This is a genomic window from Luteimonas sp. TWI662, assembly GCF_039673825.1.
GTDB lineage: Bacteria > Pseudomonadota > Gammaproteobacteria > Xanthomonadales > Xanthomonadaceae > Luteimonas.
The window spans coordinates 1-21,156 of sequence record NZ_JBDJMI010000023.1 but is presented as its reverse complement, the minus strand read 5'-3'; the positions used below and the strand labels follow the sequence as shown (position 1 = coordinate 21,156).

The following is a 21,156-nucleotide window of genomic DNA, read 5'->3' as shown; positions in this document are numbered from 1 at the left end:
TTTAAAAATCGACTCTGACCCTGGTTGTGGGGTCAGCGGCGGAACAGGTTGACGATCGCCAGCAAAATCACCGCGCCGAGGAAGGCGGTGACCAGGAAGCCGAGCCAGCCGCCGCCGACGTTCAGCCCGATCCTGGGCAACAGCCAGCCGCCGATGAAGCCGCCAACGATGCCGACGACCAGATTGAGCACGATGCCCTGGCCGCGGCTGCGCATCAGCAGGCTCGCCAACCAGCCGGCGATGCCGCCGACGAACAGATAGAACACCCAGGACCAGAACGACGTCGGTTCCATGCCAGCCAACCTCCAACTGCGAAAGGGAACCGCCGGGCTCGCCGGCGGCCGTCAGCACACAGACGACGCGCTTAGGCCACTGCGTCGCCGAGCAGAGCGTCCAGCGCGGCGCGCGGCAGCTTGCCGGTCTCGTTGCGCGGCAGCGCATCCACCCGGCGCAAGCGCCGCGGCAGGAACACCGGATCGGTGCTCTCGCGCAGCGCGGCCAGCAGCGTGGCGTCGTCGAGCGCCGGATCGGCGACTACGACCGCCGCGATCCGCCGCACCCCGTAGGCGTCGGCGGTCGCCGCCTGGCAGATCACGCCATCGCGCACGCCTTCGATCGCCAGCAGCCGGCGGGTGAGGTCGGCCAGCGACGCGCGCTTGCCGGCGATCTCGATCATGTCGGCCTGACGCCCGCGCAACACGAACCGCCCCTGCGCGTCGAGTTCGACGATGTCGGCCAGCATCCGCGGCTCGGGCAGGTGCGGCGCGGTCACCAGCGTGCCGTCGGGCACCGGCTGCAGGCGCACGCCGGCGAACGGCGTCCAAGCGGTCTCGCAGGCGGTCCGGCGGCGGGCGAAGATGCAGGTCTCGGTCGAGCCGAACAGTTCGCGCACCTCGCAGCCGAAGCGCGCCTCGGCCTGCGCGGCCAGCGCCTGCGGCAGCGGCGCGGTCGCAGTGGCGATCGCGGCCAGCGGCGGCAGCGCCACGCCCGAGTCGACCAGCGTGCGCAGGTGGACCGGTGTGGTCACCAGCAGCGCCGGCGCCGGCGCATCGCGCAGCGCCGCGGCGATGTCCTCGGGGAAGAACGGCCGCGCGCCATGCACCGCCACGTCGCCCAGCAACGGGAGCAGCACCGACATCTCCATGCCGTACATGTGCTGCGGCGGCACCGTCGCGACAACGGGGAGCGTGGCGTCGTGCAGGTCGGCCAGCGCCGCCAGGTTCTGCTTGGTGCTGGCGTAAAAGCTGCCCCAGGTCTTGGCATTGGCGGTCGGCACGCCGGTGCTGCCGGAGGTGAAACCGATCGCGACCACCGCATCGGCAACGAGTGTGGGCATGTCGTCGGCGAACGCCAGGGGCAGGACCTCGGGCAGGCGCAGGTAATGCGGCGGCATAGCGCCCGAGGTGGCGCCGTCGGCCTCGCAGCCGCAGTCGCCGCGATCGCCGACGCAGTAGCTGTCGGGATGACGTGCCCGCACGTCGTCGATCGCCCCGCGCGTGCGCGAAGGCGGCAGCAGCGTCGTCTGCCCGCGCAGCGCGACCGCGCAGAATGCGACCAGGAAGCGGTAGCGGTCCTCGCACAGGTTCAGCGCGCATGGCGCGTCGGGCAGCATCGCGGCCACGCCGCGCACGTGCGCCAGGAACGTCGCCAGCGGCACCGGGCCTTGTCCGCCGAACGCGACCGCGCGCGCGCCCTCGCCGACGGCCAGCGGCAGCTGCCCGGCAGCCTGCGCCTCCCCCACGCCCCCCTGTTCCCAAACGACTGCCGACATCCGCGCTGCGCTCCTCGTGACCTGGCCCGCGCGCCCCGGCGGCATCGCGTATCCGACGTTTTAGCTTACGCTGGACGCCCCGCGGCATGCCAAGTGCGGATGTTCAGCCCATATAGCAGCCTGCGTACAGGCCCCGTCCGCTGCGCCTGGCGCGACTACCGCCGCGGCCAATCGGCCGAAACTCTGCTCCGCCCGTGGCTGGCCACCGAGCTGGCGATCGACGCTGCCCGGATCGACCTGAGCCGCGACGCCCGCGGCCGGCCGCAGCTGCGGGTCGCCACCGACGCGTCTGGCGACCCCCCGACCCGATTCGACATCAATTGGAGCCACAGCGGGGAGGCGCTCGCGGTCGCGCTGGGCGACGGCGTCGATGTCGGCATCGATATCGAATGGCTGCGTCCGCGGCCACAGGCGATGGCGCTGGCGCGGCGGTTCTTCGCCCGCGAAGAGGCCGCCGCACTCGCCCGTCTGCCGCCTGACGACGCCGAAACCGCCTTCGTGCGCCTGTGGTGCGCGAAGGAAGCCGTGCTCAAGGCCCACGGCCACGGGCTGTCGTTCGGCCTGGACCGGCTGACGTTCGCGGCCGTCGAGGGGTACTGGTCGTTGGTGGCCTGCGATCCCGCACTCGGCCGTCCGGGCGACTGGCGCCTCCAGGCGTTCTCGCCGCTGCCCGGCTACCTGGCGACGCTGGCCTGGCGGCCGCGGCTTCTACAATGCCGGCCATGACCACCGCCCACGACCCCGCGCTGCGCGCCGAACTCGACGCCGGCCTGCGCGCCCTCGCCCTGGACCCGACCCTGGCCGGGCCGCTGCTCGACTACCTCGCGCTGCTCGCGCGCTGGAACCGCACCTACAACCTCACGGCGATCCGCGAGCCACGCGAGATGGTCGTGCGCCACCTGCTCGACTCGCTGGCGATGACGCCCTACGCGGCCGAGCTGCCGACGCTCGCCGACCTGGGCACCGGTCCCGGCCTGCCCGGCATCCCGCTGGCGATCGCGCTGCCCGCGCTGCGGGTGACCCTGGTCGAATCCAATGGCAAGAAGGCGCGCTTCCTGCGCGAGGCGGTGCGCCAACTCGGGCTGGGCAACGCCGAGGTGGCCGAGTCCCGGATCGAGGCGGTCGACCGGCCTGGCGCATTCGCCGCGATCACCGCACGCGCGCTCGCCACACTGCCCGACATCCTCGCCGCCGGCGGCCACCTGCTGGCCGACGCCGGCCGGCTGCTGGCGATGAAGGGCCAACGGCCCGACGACGAGATCGCCGCACTGCCCGCCGGCTGGCAACTCGAGGCGGTGCACCCGCTGCGAGTGCCCGGCCTGGACGCCGACCGGCACCTTGTCGTGGTCGCCCGCGCGCCCGGCGCCGGGGCCCCCTGACCCGCTTCCGCGCCGCCCGGCGCGGCCGACCCCTGCCCGCCTTAGGGCATAATCCCCCTCCGGACGCCGCCCGCGGCGCCCGGCTCCCGTCCTCAACCGCGCCCGGAGCCCATGGCCCGCATCATCGCCATCGCCAACCAGAAAGGCGGCGTCGGAAAGACGACCACGGCGGTCAACCTGGCCGCAGCGCTGGCCCGCACGCCCAAGCGCGTGCTGCTGGTCGACCTCGACTCGCAGGGCAACGCAACGATGGGCTGCGGCATCGACAAGTCGATCGTGCCGGTCTCCACCTGCGACGTGCTGCTGGGCGAGGTCGAGGCGATGGACGCGATCGTGCAGACCGAGGAAGAGGTCGACCTGATTCCCGGCAACACCGACCTGACCGCGGCCGAGGTCGAGCTGATGGACGCCGGGGACCGCGAGCAGCGCCTCAAGCGCGCGCTGGCGCCGCTGCGCCCGCGCTACGACTTCATCATCATCGACTGCCCGCCAGCACTGTCGCTGCTCACGCTCAATGCGCTGACCGCAGCCGATTCGGTGCTGGTGCCGATGCAGTGCGAGTACTACGCGCTCGAGGGCCTGTCGGCGCTGCTGCAGACGATCGACGCCCTCAAGCAGAACCTCAACCCCTCGCTCGAGATCGAAGGCGTGCTGCGCACAATGTTCGACGTGCGCAACAACCTGGCCAATGCGGTCTCCGCCGAGCTGACCGGGCATTTCGGCGATCAGGTGTTCCGGACCATCGTGCCGCGCAACGTGCGCGTTGCCGAGGCGCCGAGCCACGGCCAGAGTATCGTCGGCTACGACCGGTCATCGCGCGGCGCCATCGCTTACCTCGGCCTGGCCGGCGAGATCCTCCGCCGCGAACGCGAGCGGACCCAGACGCACAAGGAATCCACCGCCATGGATACGCCGGCATGAGTACCGCCAAGACGCCCGCCAAGAAGCGCGGCCTGGGACGCGGCCTCGAAGCGCTGCTCGGTCCCAAGGCCGCCGCCGAGGCGCCGAGCCTGGAGGCCACCGAGACCGACACCCTGCGCACGCTGCCGATCGATGCGCTGACCGCAGGCCGCTACCAGCCGCGCAAGCACTGGGACCCGGACAAGCTCACCGAACTGGCCGAATCGATCCGCGCCCAGGGCGTGATCCAGCCCATCGTCGTGCGCGAGCTGCCCGACCGCACCTACGAGATCATCGCCGGCGAACGCCGCTGGCGCGCCTCCAAACAGGCCGGCCTGGCCGACGTGCCGGTGGTCGTGCGCAACGTCGAAGACCGCACGGTCGTGGCGATGGCGCTGATCGAGAACATCCAGCGCGAGGACCTCAACCCGCTGGAGGAAGCCCAGGCGCTGCAGCGACTGATCGACGAGTTCGACCTCACCCACGCCCAGGCCGCCGAGGCCGTCGGTCGCTCGCGCGCGGCGGTGTCCAACCTGCTGCGCCTGCTCGAACTGCCGCCGGCGATCCGCATCCTGGTCGAGTCCAAGCAGTTGGAGATGGGGCATGCGCGCGCACTGCTCACGCTTTCGCCGGAGCTGGCCAGCAAGCTCGCCAGCGAGGCGGTCGAGCACGGCTGGTCGGTGCGCGAGGTCGAGCACCGCGCGCAGCAGTTCGCCGCCGGCCGGGTGCCGGGCGGCAACGGCCGCAGCGCCGCACGCAGCAAGGTCCGCCCGCAGGCCGACATCGTCTCGCTGGAGAACGAACTGTCGGAGACCCTGGGCACGCGGGTCTCGATCGCCAACGGCCGCGGCAACAAGGGCCGGCTGGTGATCCACTACGGCAACCTCGAAGCGCTCGACGGCGTGCTCGAACGACTGCGCGGTCCGCGCGACTGAGCCTGGAATTGTGTAACGCCGCGCCTTGCCTCTAGGCTGCGCGGATGCCCCTGTCCCGAAACCGCCTGTCCTGGTCGCGCCGGCTGCTGCTGGCGCTGCTGGTGCTGGGCCTGGCAATCGCACCGGTGATGGTGGCGATGGGCACTACCTACGAGCTCGTCCGCGGCGAGACCGCCACCGAGCACGACGCGACCGCACACGCCCACGCCGACGATGGCGACCTGCTGCATGCGGTCGCCCACTGCGCCGGTTGCGGCGCGCATACCCCGGCGCTGCCACCGGTACTGCCCGCCCTGGCCCCGCTGGTCGTGGTCCGACCTGCCTATCCGCACTCCGGCGACGCCCCGACCCGCCGGCACGAACGCCTGCTGCGTCCCCCGATCGCCGCCTGAGCCCGCTGGCGTCCGCGCGCATTACGTGCCGGGCGGTATCGGGTGCCCGACGCACGTCGCCGTCCGGCGCCGTGACGCGGGCCGACAGGCCACGTCACGTCTCCCGCCAAGACGCGCCACCGCAGGCCGCCGCGCACACGAGTGCGGCGCCGACCTGAGCGCACGTCCGCACCCGACCCTGTCTCGACACCTCGCCCGAGGTCCCTGCCAGCGGTCCTGAGGCCCGAGCGGGCGCGTCTATGCGCGTCTGCCCGCCCCCTACGTTGCCGTCGGTCCATCACGGCCGGCGCTCACGATCGGAGTGTGTCCCATGCTGTTGCGACTGGCGGCCTGCGCCGCCCTCGCCGTCGCGCCGTGCCTTGTGCCGGCGCAGGCGGCGCCTTCTGCTGCACTCGCTGTCCCGATGACGCCCGCCCCCGCGGCGGTGCAGGTCCTGACCCTGGACGCGGCGTTCGTGCGCGTCGCCGAGGCCCATCCCGACCTGCGCCTGGTCGATGGCCGCGGCGCGGTGCTCGCCGCCGAGCGCGATCTCGCCGCGCAGCGTCCACCGCTGGAAGCGGGCATCGAGATCGAGAACCTGGTGCCCGACGCGCCCACAAGCACCCTGGAAGCGACCTTGACGCTGGCTGGCGTGTTCGAGCGCGGCGGCAAGCCGGACGCGCGCCGCGCGTTGGCGCAAACCCGGATCGATGCGCTCGCGCTCCAGCGCGAAGCGGCGCGGGTGGACCTGCTCGCCGAGACCGCGCGCCGCTATCTGACCGCCGTGGTCGCGGCGCGACAACGCCGCCTGGCCGACGACGAGATCGCCGAGCAGGCCCGCGTGGTCGCGGCCGCACGCCGTCGCTTCGAAGCCGGCGCCGCCCCCGAGGCGGTCGCGCTCGCCGCGCAGGCGATGCAAGCCCAGGCCGAGCTGCGCCGCGCGCGCGCGCAAGCCGAAGGCGACGCCGCACGACGCAGCCTGGCGATGCTCTGGGGCACGCCCGAGGCGGATTTCGCCGTGACCGACACCGATCCCCTGGCGCTGCCGGAGATCGCCACGTTCGCCGACCTGCGCGCCCTGCTCGAGCGCACGCCCGAACTGCGCCGCTTCGGCGACCAGCGCCGCATCGCAGAGGCCCGGCTGCAACTGGCGCGCAGCGCGCGCACGCCCGATGTCGGCTGGCAGTTGGGCGTGCGCCGCAGCCAGGACACCCGCGACGTCTCGCTGCTGGGCAGCCTCACGGTGCCGCTGGGCAGCGGCGCACGCGCGCAGCCGGAGATCCGCGCCGCCCAAGCCGAACTGGCGCTGCTCTCGGTCGAACGCGAGGCCGGCGATCGCGCACTGCAGGCCACGCTGGCCGAGGCGCACGGCCGTTACCTCGTCGAGCGTACGCAGGTGCAGCGGCTGCAGGCCGACGTGCTGCCGCAGCTGGCGCGCGCCCTGGCCCAGACCGAACGCGCCTGGGCCGCGGGCGCGGCCACCTACCTCGAATGGGCGCAGCTGCTCGACGCCCGCCGCGACGCGCTGCGCCAGCAACTCGACGCCGCCGAAGCCGCCCAACGTGCGCTGATCGAACTCCAGCGCCTGACCGGCGAGCCGCTCGCGCGGCCTGCCACCACCGGAGACACTCGATGACGACCCGATTGCCCGCCCGCGCGCTGGCCCTGCTGCTGTTGATGGCGCTGGCCGGTTGCGGCGCGCCCGACAGCGCCCCCACCGCGAGCGCTGCCGACCACGACGACCCGCACGCTGGAGCCGACGAAGACGCGCACGGCCACGACACCGCCATCGTCGTGCCCGACGCGATCGCACGCGACATCGGCCTGCGCACCGCACCGGCCGGGCCCGGCACGATCGCCGACCAGCACGAAGTGCAGGGCCTGCTGACCACGCTCGAGACCGGCAATGCCCGCGTCACCGCCCGCTTTCCCGGGCCGATCCGCCGCCTGCATGCCGAACTGGGCGATGTCGTGCGTGCCGGCCAGCCGCTGGCGACCATCGACAGCAACCTCAGCCTGTCGTCCTACACCGTGACCGCGCCGATCAGAGGCACCGTGCTCGCGCGCGACGCCGCGGTCGGACAGGTCGCCAGCGAAGGCGCGGTGCTCTACCAAATCGCCGACCTGTCGACGCTGTGGGTGGACCTGCACGTCTACGGCCGCGATGCAGAACACCTCGCGCCCGGCTCGCCGGTCACGATCACCCGGCTCGGCGACGGTGCGACCGCGCAGACCCGCATCGAGCGCGTCCTGCCCGCCACCGCGACCGCCAGCCAGAGCACGGTGTCGCGCGCGCGCCTGGACAACGCCGACGGCCAATGGCGCCCAGGCGCCGCGGTCCGCGCGCAGGTCACCGTCTCCCTGCAGCAGGCCGCGCTCGTGGTCCCACTGAGCGCACTGCAACGCATGGACGCGCGCGATGTGGTGTTCGTGCGCGAAGGCGAGCGCTACGAAGCGCGACCGGTGTCGCTGGGCCGCCGCGATGCACAGCAGGTCGAGATTCTCGACGGCATCGCCGCAGGTGACGACGTGGTGGTCGCGCAGAGCTACACGCTCAAGGCCGACCTCGAAAAAGCGGGGGCGACCCATGCGCACTGACACGATGCATCCCACGCTGCGCCGCACTCGCGGACACGCGCAGCGAGCGACCGCGCCCGCCGCCGCATCGGCCCTGCACGGAGCGCGCCCGGATGCTTGAGTCGATGATCCACCTGGCCATTCGCCATCGCTGGCTGGTCCTGCTGGCCACGCTTGCGCTGATCGCCGCCGGCGTCTGGAGCTTCCTGCGATTGCCGATCGACGCCACGCCCGATATCACCAACGTGCAGGTGCAGGTCACCACCGCCGCCCCCGGCTACGCCCCGCTGGAGACCGAGCAACGCATCACCTTCCCGATCGAGACCGCACTCGCCGGCCTGCCGCGCCTCGACCACACCCGCTCACTGTCCGCCTACGGCCTGTCGCAGGTGACGGTGGTGTTCGAGGACGGCACCGACCTGTACTTCGCACGCCAACAGGTGGCCGAACGGCTGCAACAGGTGCGCGGCCAGGTGCCCGACGGCATCGAGCCCACGCTCGGCCCGGCGGCCACCGGACTGGGCGAGATCTTCATGTACACCGTCGAGGCCGAAGCGGGCGCCCGCAAGCCCGACGGCAGTGCCTACACCGCAACCGACCTGCGCACGCTGCAGGACTGGGTGATCCGCCCGCAGCTGCGCACCGTGCCGGGCATCACCGAAGTCGACACCGTGGGCGGCTTCGCACGGCAGATCCACGTCACGCCCGACCCGGCGCGGCTGGTCGCGCTCGACGTGCGCTTCGACGACATCGTCGCCGCGATCGAGGCCAATACCCGCAACGTCGGCGCCGGCTACATCGAGCGCAACGGCCAGCAACTGCTGGTACGCGTGCCTGGGCAGGTCGCCGACATCGCGGCGATCGGCAACATCGTGCTGGTCCGGCGCGACGGCGTGCCGCTGCGCGTGCGCGATGTCGCGGACGTCGGCGAAGGCCGCGAACTGCGCACCGGGGCCGCGACCAAGGACGGCGGCGAGGTCGTGCTGGGCACGGTGTTCATGCTGGTCGGCGAGAACAGCCGCACCGTCGCACGCGCCGCGGCCGCGCGGCTGGAGGCCGCCAACGCCAGCCTGCCGGCCGGCGTGCACGCGACCGCGGTGTACGACCGCACGGCCCTGGTCGACCGCACGGTCCGCACCGTGGCCCGCAACCTGATCGAAGGCGCGCTGCTGGTGATCGTGGTGTTGTTCCTGCTGCTGGGCAACGCACGCGCCGCGCTGCTCACCGCGCTGGTGATCCCGCTGACGATGCTGTTCACCATCATCGGCATGCGCCAGGGCGGCGTCTCGGGCAACCTGATGAGCCTGGGCGCGCTGGACTTCGGGCTGATCGTCGATGGCGCGGTGATCATTGTCGAGAACTGCCTGCGCCGCTTCGGCCAGGCACAACAACGGCTGGGCCGGCTGCTCGACACCGACGAGCGCCATGCGATGGCAGCCAGCGCCACCGCCGAGGTCATCCGCCCCAGTCTGTTCGGCCTGGGCATCATCGCCGCGGTCTACGTGCCGGTGTTCGCACTCGACGGCGTCGAAGGCAAGATGTTCCACCCGATGGCGATCACCGTGGTGCTGGCGCTGACCGGCGCGATGCTGCTGTCGCTGACCTTCGTGCCGGCGTCGATCGCCCTGCTGCTGCGCGGCCGCGTGGCCGAGCACGAGAACCGCGCGATGCGTGCCGCCCGACGCGGCTATGCGCCGCTGCTCGACGGTGCGCTCCGCCATGGCCGCTGGCTGGTCGCCGGCGCCGCAGTGCTGGTGCTGGGGTGCGGCTGGCTGGCCACACGCCTGGGCAGCGAGTTCGTGCCGAGCCTGGACGAAGGCGACATCGCCCTGCATGCGATGCGCATTCCCGGCACCGGCATCGAGCAATCGGTGGCGATGCAGCGCGCGCTCGAACGGCGCCTGTTGCAAGCACCCGAGGTCGCGCACGTGTTCTCGCGCATCGGCACCGCCGAGGTCGCCAACGATCCGATGCCGCCGTCGGTCGCCGACACCTTCGTCATCCTGCATCCGCGTAGCGACTGGTCACAGCCGCGCAAGCCACGCGCCACGCTGGTGGCCGAGATCGAAGCGCTGGCGCAGGCGATGCCCGGCAGCAACTACGAGTTCACCCAGCCGATCCAGATGCGCTTCAACGAGTTGATCTCCGGCGTGCGCAGCGACGTGGCGGTGCGCATCCAGGGCGACGATCTCGAGGTGCTGCAACGCCTGGCCGGCCAGGTCGAAACCGTGCTGCGCAGCATCGACGGCGCCGCCGACGTACGCACCGAAGCCGTCGACGGCCTGCCACTGCTGGAGATCGCTCCCGACCCGCGCGCAATGGCCCGCTACGGCCTCAATCCCGGCGACGTCCAGCGCGTGGTCGCCGCCGCCATCGGCGGCCAGACCGCCGGCCAGTTGTTCGAAGGCGACCGCCGCTTCGACATCGTCGTGCGCCTGCCCGAGGGCCGACGCACGGACCCGGCCGCGCTCGCCGATCTGCCGATTCCGCTGGGCACCGCCCCGTCGCCCGACGAAGCCGGCCGCGACGACCCCGGGCCCTCGGGCGCACCACGCACCGTGCCGCTGCGCGAGGTCGCCGACATCGAAACCCGGCTGGCCCCGAACCAGATCACTCGCGAAAACGGCAAGCGCCGCATCGTGGTCACTGCCAACGTGCGCGGCCGCGACCTTGGCGGCTTCGTCGAAGACCTGCAGACGCAGGTACGCGCGCGCGTGCCATTGCCGACCGGCACCTGGATCGACTACGGCGGCACCTTCGAGCAACTGGTCTCGGCCGGCCAGCGCCTGCGCCTGGTGGTGCCGGCGACGCTGGCTGCGATCCTGGTCCTGCTGTTCCTGGCGTTCGGATCGCTGCGCGATGCACTGGTGGTGTTCAGCGGCGTGCCGCTGGCACTGACCGGCGGCGTGCTGGCGCTCGCGGCGCGCGGCATCCCGCTGTCGATTTCTGCCGGCGTGGGCTTCATCGCGCTGTCGGGCGTGGCCGTCCTCAACGGCCTGGTGCTGGTGGGCTTCATCCGCCGCCTGCGCGCCGACGGCCTGCCGCTCGCGACGGCGATCCGCGACGGCGCCCTGACCCGCCTGCGCCCGGTGCTGATGACCGCCCTCGTCGCCTCGCTCGGCTTCGTGCCGATGGCCTTCAACGTCGGCGCCGGCGCGGAAGTCCAACGCCCGCTGGCCACCGTCGTCATCGGCGGCATCGTGTCCTCGACCCTGCTGACGCTGCTGGTGCTGCCCGTGCTGTACCGCTGGGCGCATCGGCGCGAGCGCCAGCCTGCCGGGACGGATGCGTGATCGGAGTCCGCGCCGGTGCGATGTCGCATCGGCGCGGACCGACCGCAGCCACGTCAGCACAGAAGTCCCCGTGGTGCACACACCCCTGCCTGGAGTTCGCAACCGATGTTGACTAGAGTCTGCAGTTCAATCGCGCCTTCAGGCATCCCCGGCATGGCAGCAGGCCCTTCCACAGATCGCTAAGCCGCAGCGACGTGTTCGACCAGTCGTTGCGGCGGTCTTTCCTCGATCTCGCATTCACGAGCAGGCAGATCGCCGCCAGATTCCACTCTGCGCGGGGGCTTTGCCATGTCCGACAACAACTCGCCCACCTGGGCCTACTCCGTGCCATCGACGTTGCTGTTGATGGTCCCGTTCGATCTGCTCGCCTCGCTGGCGATGGATGTCTACCTGCCGGTGGTGCCGCAGATGCCGGCCGCGCTGGCCACATCGCCTGGGATCATCCAACTCACGCTCAGCGCCTACATCCTGATTCTGGGCGTGGGCCAACTCCTCTTCGGCCCACTCTCGGACCGGATCGGGCGCCGCCCCGTCGTGCTCGGCGGGGCCGTTGCCTATGCGCTCGCGTCCTTGTTGCTGGCCGTAGCCAGTAGCGGGAGCCAATTCCTGCTGCTGCGTGTGATCCAGGCCCTGGGCGCATCCGCCGCCCTCGTGGGCACGTTCGCCACGGTGCGCGACGTGTATGCCGACAAGCCCGAAAGCACGACCCTCTACGGCGTGTTCAGCGCGATCCTGGCGTTCGTGCCCGCGTTGGGCCCGATTCTGGGCGCCGTGGTGGCGCTGGCCTTGGGCTGGCGGGCGATCTTCGTCCTGCTCGGTGCGATGGCGGTCCTCGCACTGGTGCGCGCCTGGCCGCGCTGGCACGAAACCCGGCCCGTGACCACGTCGACCCAAGGCCCGCGCCTTGCATCGATCCTGCGCAACCGGGCCTTCTGGGTCTATACGCTCGGATTCGGCACCGCCATGGGCAGCTTCTTCGTGTTCTTCTCCATCGCCCCACGGGTCCTGATGGCGGGCGCGGGTTGGAGCCAGATCAAATTCAGCCTGGCCTTCTCCACGGCAGCGCTGGCGATGATCCTCACCACGCGCGCCATCCCGGCATGCGTGCGACGCTGGGGCATCCAGGGCTGCTTTGTACGTGGAAGTTGCACCATCGCCTTCGGCGCGATCGTCCTGGCCGCGTGTGCGGCATCGATCGAGCCCGGCTTCGTCAGCTTCGTCATGCCGATGTGGGTGATGTGCGTGGGCATCGTGCTGGTCGTGTCCGTGACCGCAAATGGCGCCCTCGGCGATTTCGCGGATGCGGCCGGCACCGCCGTCGCCCTGTACTACGCCATCCAGAGCCTGATCGTCAGCGGATTGGGGACCTTGTCGGTGCTGACGTTCAATGGCGCGACTCCCTGGCCGCTCGTGGCGTATGCCCTGGTCATGTCGACGGCAAGCCTCGCCGGGCTCGCACTGCTGCGACGGACCTCCGCCTTGCGCCCGCGTTCCGGAGACTGAATGTGACGCGTTTGGCGAACTACGACGTCTGGGTTAGGGGGTGTCCCTAGCTCGCGCGCCCCTCATGTCTCTGGACAATGGAGGACGCGCCCTGATGGGCGCGTTGCCCATTCCTGCCAGGGAGCAAACCGATGGCGATCGATGGTATCAACGCAGCCCGCGTCTCCGACACCTCCAGCGTACCGGCCGACTACACCTCACCCAGCCGTGCCGAACTCACCGAACTGGCAAAAGCGCTGCACGATGTCGGCGAGCGCAGCGGCAAGAAGGACGACTACGACCGCCGCCTGCAGGCGCTGGCCTCCGAATTCCTGCCAACGCTCAGCCAAGAGGACCGCGGGCGCTTCCTGGGCGCGATCCTGGACCGCGACAAGGGCGCGCTGAAATCCTGGCTGCAGAGCGATCGTCTCGACAAGCTGGTCGACGACGGCCGGCTCGGCGAGAACGACCGGCGGCGGGTGGTCGATGCCGTCGAGCGCGGCTACGCCGACCAGCATGTGGAGCCGGACAAGGCGTCGGAGTTCATCGACACCGCCAAGGTGGACAAGGCGAGCGACCGGCCATCGGACGCACCGAGCAAGGACGACCTCGTCGACCTGCACAAGTCGCTGCACGACGTCGGCGAACGCCGCGCGCGCAAGGACGACTACGACAAGCGGCTTGCGGCCCTGGCCACCGACGACCGGTTCCTCAGTGGCCTGGACGACAACGATCGCGGCCGGTTCATGGGCGTGGTGTTCGAACGCGACAAGGGCGCGCTCGGCTCCTGGCTGCAGAGCGACCGCCTCGACAAGCTGGTCGACCAGGGCCGCATCGACGACAGCGATCGCAAGCGCGTCGTCGACAGTGTCGAGCGCGGCTATGCCGATGGCCACATCGACGAGAGCCGCGCATCGGAGTTCATCGATACCGACAAGGCCGACGAGCGCGCACGCAAGCCGGCCCCCGGCGACGACAAGGACAAAGACAAGGCCGCCCCGAAGTCCGTGACCGAGGACGGCTACAAGGTGGCCGGGGCCAAGGAGGACGTGGTCTACGACGACATCAAGCAAGTGTCCTACCCCGGCGAGTTCGACGACGGCTGGCTGCGCGTGGACACCAAGGGAGGGGACAAGCTGGCGGTCAGCCCCTCGGACGCCCCGGACCTGCACGCGCTGGCCGAGCGCAAGTATCTCGATGACGGCCAAGGCACTGTCGACCAGACCCGCGAGAACGCGCGCCTGCCCGCGAGCAAGGACACCGACCTGTTCGCCCTGAAGACCGACGTCGAACAGGACGGCGAAAAGCTCAGCGTCGGCGAGGCCGCGATGAAGCTGACGATCGACGAGATCAAAGGGCGCAGCGACCTCTACGACGGCAGCGCCCAGGCCCAGTTCCTGCGCCTGGTCGAAGCGCGCAGCGCGGTCACCAACGGACGCCCGATCCATCCGGTCTACGAGGACCGCATCAGCGGTGCGTTCAAGAGCACCCGGACTCGCACCGAGAACCTTGTCCGACTCGAGCAGGCGGACATGCAGGAGATCTTCGACGAGCGCGCGGTCAATCGCGAACTCGATTCGGCGATGCGCAACGAACAGGTCGCCGAACTCTACCAATCCAAGCTCACCGAGGCCGTCGGCAAAGTGCCGGAAGACGAGCGCAACAAGCTGGCCGATCGCCTGGAAAAGGTCGTCGGCAGCGCCGACTACGTGAAGGAAGCCAACCAGCTCGACGCAAGCGAACGCCCACTGGCGAAAGCCGACGTCGAGGACGCACTCTCGCAACTGGCGCTGATCGACCCCGAACGCGCCGGCGAAGCCGGTCAGACCTTCGCGCTCAATGCGCTGGCCGGCGAGATCGACACGGTCTTCGCCGATCCCGAGCTCGTGAGCTCGGAGGCACGCGTGGATGCGGTGGACGCGGGCCTGGGTGCGATCAAGAACGGCATCGGCAAGGCGGAACTGCCCTTCGACATGGCAGGCAAGCTCGACAGCGTGCTGAAGGCCGACGACACCGTCAAACAGGACTTCTCCAAGCTGCTCGACGGCATGCGCAACGGTGGGCACGACGACATCGACCAGGTCTTCTCCGACACCATGTTCGCCAGCGACAAGCGCGCCCAGTCCGACATGCGCAGCCTGGTCAGCGACCTGTCCTCGAACGGCCTGCTGCCGGCCGTCACCGGTGCGATCGGCATGACCCAGACGATCCGCTCGCTGGTGCGCGACGGGCTGGGCGAAACGCCCGAGGAAATCCTCGGCACCGTGGGTGGCGTGCTGGGCATGGCCGCATCGCTTGAAAGCGGGCCCACCCTGCTCAAGAACGTGGCCTCGACCCTCGACGGCTCGGCGACCGATCTACTGGGCATGCGCAACGAGGACACCAAGCGCCTGGGGCTGGAGAGCGTTCACACCAATCACGCTACCCGCACCTATCGCAACGCAGTCGCCGACGCGCCCCACGGCCCCGGCAAGCTCGCCGTCCCGGACCAGGACAAGATCGCCGACGGCCTCAAGGACCGACTGGGCGATGCCAGCGACAGCAAGTTCGACCGGCGCGTAGACGCGACAATGAAGGTGGCCTCCAAGCTGAACGGCCACGCGACCGGCATGCTCGGTGTCGTCACCGGCGGCATGGGCCTGGGCGATGCCGACTCCGATGCCGACCGGGCCGCCGGCGTACTCGGCGTCATTTCCGGCTCGACCGATGCGCTCACCGGCATCGTCGGCGAACTGACCAAGGACGGCCAACTGCGTCCGGGCGTGAACCGGTTCCTGGCCGCCGCCGGCGGCGAAGGCGCCGCGGTGGCCGGCCAGCGGATCGCCGGCGCGATCGCACGCGGTGCGGGCCCGGTGGGCTTCGTGCTCACCGCCGTCTCCGAGCTGATCTCGGTGTTCACAGGCAACGCCAAGGCCAAGAAGACCGCCAACGAACAGCACGACTGGTTCAACGCACTGGCCGACGACGGCGTCATGCAGTCCGACTGGAACGTCAAATACGACTACGCACGCACCACGCTGGGCGAGTTCGACAACCTGCACAGCGATCACGTCAAGAACGCCCGGGCACTCAAGAGCGCCGACTGGGGCGGCCGCCAGGCGCCGGAAGACCGCAGCATCTTCGACTTCCACCGCGACGAGTTCGCGCACTTCAAGCAGGAGTGGGAGAAGAACCGTGGCGCGCCCACTTATGTCACGTTCCTCGACCCTGACAAGCGCAAGGCGGACTTCAAGCGCGAAGCCGACGCCATGGACGAGGTCAAGGCCTACATGAAGGAGCACCCGACCTATCACCCGGGGCATAACGATTGGGTGCTGGAGCCCTGAGGCCACGCCGTTATCGGACTGATTGCGAGCTCATAGCATCCCGCGCTAATTAGGGCTGGTCAGCGGCACTACATCTGGTGTGTGCGCTCAGATTGATGGTCCCCGACGCTCGACCGAGATCGGGGGAGGCATGACCATGCCGAAGTCCAGTGGGATCGCAGAGCGAGATGACTGTGCGGACGATTGCTGCCCTCCACCGGACCAGTGATTCTCAGAACCGACGCCCATCCGGATTAAGTAGTACTTGCGTACGGTCGCCATCAAGCATGCATTGATCGCCGCGCATGACCCTAGCTAAATCCACCTGCTCGAGCAAACATCACAAGTGAGATCAAAGCGAACATCACAAACAGCACATGAGAACTCAGGAATACGACGAGCACGAATCGATCAACCAAGCCTGAGGTCCTGTACACGTCGGCCCAACCGAGATACGGAAACTTCTTCAGGAAGACATCTCTCTCCAATAACTCAGGGCTTCCAAGCCTCTCCCAATCACTGCGCCTGCTTGTCCGAAGACGAAAAACCGCCGCCTCTCTTGTCACCATCATGACGAGCAGAAGAAAAACACAGAATAAATATATCCAAAGCATCAACGACCGCACCCGCACTCGCTTGAAGTCGGTGTGGCAACCGCCTCACCACCCAATGCCAAGCTCGCCACGGCCTTAGATCCAGTTGCTACGCCCGCGCCGGCAGTAGCTACAGTCGCGCACAACATCTGACCATGCACGTACTCGGACCTCCGACTTTCCAATCTCATGACTGCTCCCGAAGGCCAATAGCATAGATAGTTGCTGCCCACTCCGCACATCCAGAAGCTTTACGGACGAGTTCGGATTACCTTTCACGCAGACGAGGCCAGAACGGCGGCCATTACGGACGAAACGATCTCCTGGCGCGAGACCCAATTAGCAGGAAAAGGAATGGTCCGATTAATACTCTTGTCAGATCTAGCGAAGCAGCCCTAAAAGTACACCCCCTGAAGCCGAACTCGATCAAAGCGCTTCCATCCACAGGTGAACTGCCAATGTCCATTTGTAATATTCCACTTCCAGGAACAAGGAAAATCCGCGACCAAGCTGTTGACAGGCTTAACTGCTACTCAACCACCATCCGAGCCTGCGACCTGCCAATCAAGCTTGCACGACGAAGTCAACTTGCGCGCCCAGCACCCCTTAGCAATTAATTCGATCTCTCGTGAGCCCTAGCCATACACTTACCTACGGCCTCTTCATCTGTGGCGCTCTTTATACAGACATAGTCCTTCCTGGTGTAAGTTCGCCCCTCCACGCATCCCCGCATTCTTACACCTCTTCTGCGCTCAAAATAGGAATAGTCGACCTCTTCGCCGAATAAAGATCTTCTAAGATCAGCCTCCCGATCAAGAACAAGCTCGCACTCCTCAGAATTCAACCCTGTATCGCAAGCAGCCAAAGTAACCAAGATCAATAAGCAAACGAAGGCCCCAGATGGCCAGTTGAGGGAATTCCTAAGGGCAGCCACAGCTATACCGCACATAGCTGTTCCCAAACGCAAGAACATCACGAACATTCTGCTCATTGACAGAAGCCCCAGAAAGACCTTTCCCCTTCATAATGCCGGAACCATGATCCAAACCCAATAAATGCCCGGCCTCATGCGCAAAGGTCGCCCCACCCCATGAGTTTGACATGTACCAAACTCCCCAATTTCTGTCCGACGTTTCAACCCAAGACGTATCTGACCCGGCATTCACGGCAATTTGGTTGGTGTTCCCCGGGTCCCATGCCGCCTGCGGCAAGACCACTGTTTTTACGTTCAAACTACCAAATCTCCCAGACCATCTCGACTCGATATTTCTGGTAATTTCCCCCACTTGCTCCGGCATCGCCCCTTTGAAATTAATGGGTATTGCAATACCCACATTCTCACCCCTCCTGCATATATATCCCACGAGACCAAGGGGATCAATCGCGTTAATCGGATTTTCTGAAACATAACTGTATGTATTGGACCCGCCCCTCAACCCGATCGGATCGCTCTGGAGGTAGGTTCCCGTACGTCCGTCATAGTCGCGGAAGCCGTTGTACCAGAAGCCGGTCTCCGCATCGTAGTACTGCCCGGGAAATCCCAAGTTGTAGTCGCCGATCGTGCTGTCGAGCACGACGCGATCATACGCATAATTTGCGGCATACCAGCGATGTCGGCCGCTCGTGTCGGTCACTATCTCCGGGCGCCCTAGCCGATCCGCATGCGTGAAGTACAGCTGCCCACCTCGCACGAAGCCGATCGGCTCGCTGCCCATCCAGATATGATCGGTCCACTGCCCGCTCGTCACCTCTGACATCAGCGTGTTTTGCCCGCCGTGTACGAATCGAGTGCTGCCCAACGGTCCGCTCTTGGCTGTCCGCTGACCAAGAGCATTGACCACATACGTCGTGGTTCCCGCTGGATATGTCGTGGTGACGTAGTTCGGATTGGTGTCGGTTACCCCCACATCGCGCGAGACTGATGACAGACGGTTGAATCCATCATAGTGGTAAGTCGAATTCGATCCATTCCATGACTTCGTCCGCCGGTTGCCACGTCCGTCGTAAGTGAATTGATGATCCGACGACAACAGCCTATTGCTGCCCGGCTGCGTGGTGTAGCTCTCATTTGATAGCCACTGGTGATACGTCCGATTGCCGTTGGCATCGAACGTAAAGCTCTGGTTGCCCGCGGGCGAAGCGATACTGGTCAACCGGGACAACGTGTCATAACTGAAGTCCTGGTTGTACTGCGTTCGCGACCAATTCTGGATAGAGATCACTTCGTCAACGGCGTTGTAGCCGTAAGTGTGACCAAGCCACCCGTGGTCGTGGGTGATCGTCAAACGGCCGTCCAGATCGTACTCGCGATCCTTCACAGTGGCGTTGCCGTACACCATTCGCGTCATCGCCCCTGTTGGCGAGTACTTGAACTGATCGGCCACAGTGCGGGTAACACCGCTGATCGTGGCCTGGATTACAGCGAGCCTGCCTCGATGGTAGCCGTAACCCACAGACGTGCCACTAGCATAGCTAATGCCACCGAGACGGCCGACTGCATCGTAGGCGTAGTGCGTCCAATCGTCCGAGGTCGGCGTCACATCGCGTGTGATAGCGATGGCGCCCTCAGGGGTATAGCCGAAGTGACGGGTGCTCGTTGGAGAGTCGGCGTTGCACAAGCGGCCCTTGCCATTACCGCACCAGTCGTACCCGTAAGCGAGCGTGGCATCGCCGCTCGTGCTCCCGATCAGCCGCCCCAGTCCGTCGTAGGTGTAGGCCAGCCAGCTGCCGTCGTTACGCGTCATCCGGGCGCTCAAACAGCACGACTGGTTCAACGCACTGGCCGACGACGGCGTCATGCAGTCCGACTGGAACGTCAAATACGACTACGCACGCACCACGCTGGGCGAGTTCGACAACCTGCACAGCGATCACGTCAAGAACGCCCGGGCACTCAAGAGCGCCGACTGGGGCGGCCGCCAGGCGCCGGAAGACCGCAGCATCTTCGACTTCCACCGCGACGAGTTCGCGCACTTCAAGCAGGAGTGGGAGAAGAACCGTGGCGCGCCCACTTATGTCACGTTCCTCGACCCGGACAAGCGCAAGGCGGATTTCAAGCGCGAAGCTGACGCCATGGATGAAGTGAAGGCCTACATGAAGGAGCACCCGACCTATCACCCGAGGCATAACGATTGGGTGCTGGAGCCGTAGGGTTGCGTATCAGGACTCGCGTCAGCACGAAGAAAAGGAAAGTGGAATGCTAACTACCGCAAATAAAACAATAATGGCAAAGATGGGCTACCCGAAGGCTGAAAAATCATCCCAATGCGATCGGATGTAATCTGCCACTAATGAATCGAAATTTTCGTCCCCCCAAATAGTTTGATCACACTCTTCCAAAAGCTCTAGGCGCGCACCTTTAAGATCATCATTTTTAAAGGACACCCCTGTTGATGTGCTTCCAAGAAGCCGGCCGCTAGAAACAATTAATTTATAATTCACGCAAGCATTTGCTGCACTATCCGCGCCAACCTCTCTGAACGCACTCTCAATGTCGTCTATCTCGACTGGAAAACCATACAAATACGAGAACCCACCATTGTCTATCACTCCCTTAGCCCACCAAGCAGTAACAACTGCTCGCACTGGAGCAGGAAGACTGGACAGGTCCTTATCAGCCCGGCCCGCAAGCCCCCGCAAGTAGAGGCTCTCAACAAAATCGAAGTCAGATGACTGGCGGTCCATTGTACTCCGGCGACTCCTCATGCCTGGGTAGCAAAATACTACAGAAAAGGCAGCTCATGGGATCACGAAATAATCCACCCCCATTTCTTAGGTGCTGCAGATAATCTTTAATTTCCGGCTGCTGCGATGCCTTAACCTCATCCAAGCACTGTTGGGCCTGCTGCGCAGTCATCTTCGAAGGGTCAATATTATTTCGACTCAGGAAGTTTTACACATGACTTCCAACTGCCTGGTTGTACGACCGATGACCTCGATCAAAGTAATGCTACACCTTTCCAGTGGTCGAATTCTGGAATACCCCCCTGGCTTCGAGAGAAAAATTGTAGCGATTTATTATCTGACGAGGGACATAGTGATGTCCCTGCAAACCCAAAAAGTCGACATTCGAGATCGGGTTAGCACCGACGTATCCGTGGGTATTTACCCCTCCCCTTAAACCAATCGGATCACTCTGCAAGTACGTCCCGGTACGCCCGTCATAGTCGCGGAAGCCGTTGTACCAGCGACGTCCCCCCGCTTTCAGTAGCGGAGCTGTCTGGAGTCCGGCTCTTATCGTAGCGGTTTCACCGCCAGCTGTTGGGCATAGGCGGCAGGCGTTAGCCCGCCGAGCGATTTCTTCGGCCGCTCTTCGTTGTACTCCCGCCGCCAACGCTCAATCTCGGTCCGCGCGTGCAGCAGTGTCGGGAACCAGTGCTCATTGAGGCATTCGTCGCGCAGGCGCCCGTTGAACGATTCGACGTAGGCGTTCTGGTTCGGTTTGCCCGGCTGGATCAGGCGCAACGCCACGCCACGCTCGTGCGCCCAAGCCACCATCGCCCTGCCGCAGAATTCCTTGCCGTTGTCGGTCCGGATCACCTTCGGCAGGC

17 protein-coding genes are annotated in these 21,156 nt (G+C 66.9%); 11 read left to right on the top strand and 6 right to left on the bottom strand.

Annotated elements, in window-relative coordinates; all coding sequences use genetic code 11:
- Positions 1-32: 32 nt before the first annotated feature.
- Positions 33-293, bottom strand: coding sequence for a GlsB/YeaQ/YmgE family stress response membrane protein (locus ABE488_RS14350; RefSeq protein ID WP_346449058.1), 261 nt, complete (start codon positions 291-293; stop codon positions 33-35).
- Positions 294-364: 71 nt separating this feature from the next.
- Positions 365-1,771: an AMP-binding protein gene (locus tag ABE488_RS14345; RefSeq protein ID WP_346449057.1), complete on the bottom strand. Its 1,407-nt coding sequence runs from the start codon at positions 1,769-1,771 to the stop codon at positions 365-367.
- A gap of 99 nt (positions 1,772-1,870) precedes the next feature.
- Here ABE488_RS14345 and ABE488_RS14340 point away from each other — a divergent pair, with 99 nt between their 5' ends.
- From ABE488_RS14340 to ABE488_RS14295, 10 genes are all read left to right on the top strand, one after another.
- On the top strand, positions 1,871-2,497 hold the full coding sequence (locus tag ABE488_RS14340; protein WP_346449056.1) for a 4'-phosphopantetheinyl transferase superfamily protein: 627 nt from the start codon (positions 1,871-1,873) through the stop codon (positions 2,495-2,497).
- Positions 2,494-3,150 (top strand): 16S rRNA (guanine(527)-N(7))-methyltransferase RsmG, encoded by a 657-nt coding sequence (gene rsmG, locus ABE488_RS14335; RefSeq protein ID WP_346449055.1) that lies wholly within the window; start codon positions 2,494-2,496, stop codon positions 3,148-3,150. Before ABE488_RS14340 ends, rsmG begins: the two co-directional genes overlap by 4 nt.
- Before the next feature lie 111 nt (positions 3,151-3,261).
- Entirely contained in the window at positions 3,262-4,071 is an 810-nt protein-coding gene (locus ABE488_RS14330; protein WP_346449054.1) for an AAA family ATPase, read from the top strand.
- Positions 4,068-4,985 carry a ParB/RepB/Spo0J family partition protein gene (locus ABE488_RS14325; RefSeq protein WP_346449053.1) on the top strand — a complete coding sequence of 306 codons (918 nt, stop codon included), beginning with the start codon at positions 4,068-4,070 and terminating at the stop codon, positions 4,983-4,985. Before ABE488_RS14330 ends, ABE488_RS14325 begins: the two co-directional genes overlap by 4 nt.
- Before the next feature lie 44 nt (positions 4,986-5,029).
- Positions 5,030-5,377 carry a DUF2946 family protein gene (locus ABE488_RS14320; RefSeq protein WP_346449052.1) on the top strand — a complete coding sequence of 116 codons (348 nt, stop codon included), beginning with the start codon at positions 5,030-5,032 and terminating at the stop codon, positions 5,375-5,377.
- A gap of 310 nt (positions 5,378-5,687) precedes the next feature.
- Complete coding sequence (locus ABE488_RS14315; RefSeq protein ID WP_346445122.1) at positions 5,688-6,992, top strand: TolC family protein; 1,305 nt, start codon at positions 5,688-5,690, stop codon at positions 6,990-6,992.
- A complete protein-coding gene (locus ABE488_RS14310; protein WP_346449051.1) occupies positions 6,989-7,954 on the top strand; it encodes an efflux RND transporter periplasmic adaptor subunit in 966 nt (321 codons plus the stop codon). The genes ABE488_RS14315 and ABE488_RS14310 overlap by 4 nt, the downstream gene beginning before the upstream one ends.
- A 92-nt stretch (positions 7,955-8,046) precedes the next feature.
- Positions 8,047-11,226: a CusA/CzcA family heavy metal efflux RND transporter gene (locus tag ABE488_RS14305; protein ID WP_346449050.1), complete on the top strand. Its 3,180-nt coding sequence runs from the start codon at positions 8,047-8,049 to the stop codon at positions 11,224-11,226.
- A 288-nt stretch (positions 11,227-11,514) separates the two neighbouring features.
- Complete coding sequence (gene cml / locus ABE488_RS14300) at positions 11,515-12,729, top strand: CmlA/FloR family chloramphenicol efflux MFS transporter (RefSeq protein WP_346449049.1); 1,215 nt, start codon at positions 11,515-11,517, stop codon at positions 12,727-12,729.
- A 131-nt stretch (positions 12,730-12,860) separates the two neighbouring features.
- A complete protein-coding gene (locus tag ABE488_RS14295) occupies positions 12,861-16,034 on the top strand; it encodes a hypothetical protein (RefSeq protein ID WP_346449048.1) in 3,174 nt (1,057 codons plus the stop codon).
- 1,492 nt (positions 16,035-17,526) lie between these two features.
- Here the strand turns inward: ABE488_RS14295 and ABE488_RS14290 are convergent.
- The gene (locus ABE488_RS14290) at positions 17,527-19,350 is read right to left on the bottom strand and encodes an RHS repeat-associated core domain-containing protein (protein ID WP_346449047.1); all 1,824 of its coding nucleotides are present in this window, start codon (positions 19,348-19,350) and stop codon (positions 17,527-17,529) included.
- A gap of 52 nt (positions 19,351-19,402) precedes the next feature.
- Between ABE488_RS14290 and ABE488_RS14285 the strand changes: the two genes are divergently transcribed.
- The gene (locus tag ABE488_RS14285) at positions 19,403-19,756 is read left to right on the top strand and encodes a hypothetical protein (RefSeq protein WP_346449046.1); all 354 of its coding nucleotides are present in this window, start codon (positions 19,403-19,405) and stop codon (positions 19,754-19,756) included.
- A gap of 87 nt (positions 19,757-19,843) precedes the next feature.
- On the opposite strand, the gene ABE488_RS14280 is transcribed toward ABE488_RS14285, so the two are convergent.
- From ABE488_RS14280 to ABE488_RS14270, 3 genes are all read right to left on the bottom strand, one after another.
- Positions 19,844-20,290, bottom strand: a complete 447-nt coding sequence (locus tag ABE488_RS14280; protein ID WP_346449045.1) for a DUF4375 domain-containing protein — start codon at positions 20,288-20,290, stop codon at positions 19,844-19,846.
- A gap of 265 nt (positions 20,291-20,555) precedes the next feature.
- The gene (locus ABE488_RS14275) at positions 20,556-20,939 is read right to left on the bottom strand and encodes an RHS repeat-associated core domain-containing protein (protein ID WP_346449044.1); all 384 of its coding nucleotides are present in this window, start codon (positions 20,937-20,939) and stop codon (positions 20,556-20,558) included.
- On the bottom strand, positions 20,840-21,156 hold a 317-nt coding region (locus ABE488_RS14270; RefSeq protein WP_346449043.1), incomplete at its 5' end, for an integrase core domain-containing protein. The genes ABE488_RS14275 and ABE488_RS14270, both read right to left, overlap by 100 nt.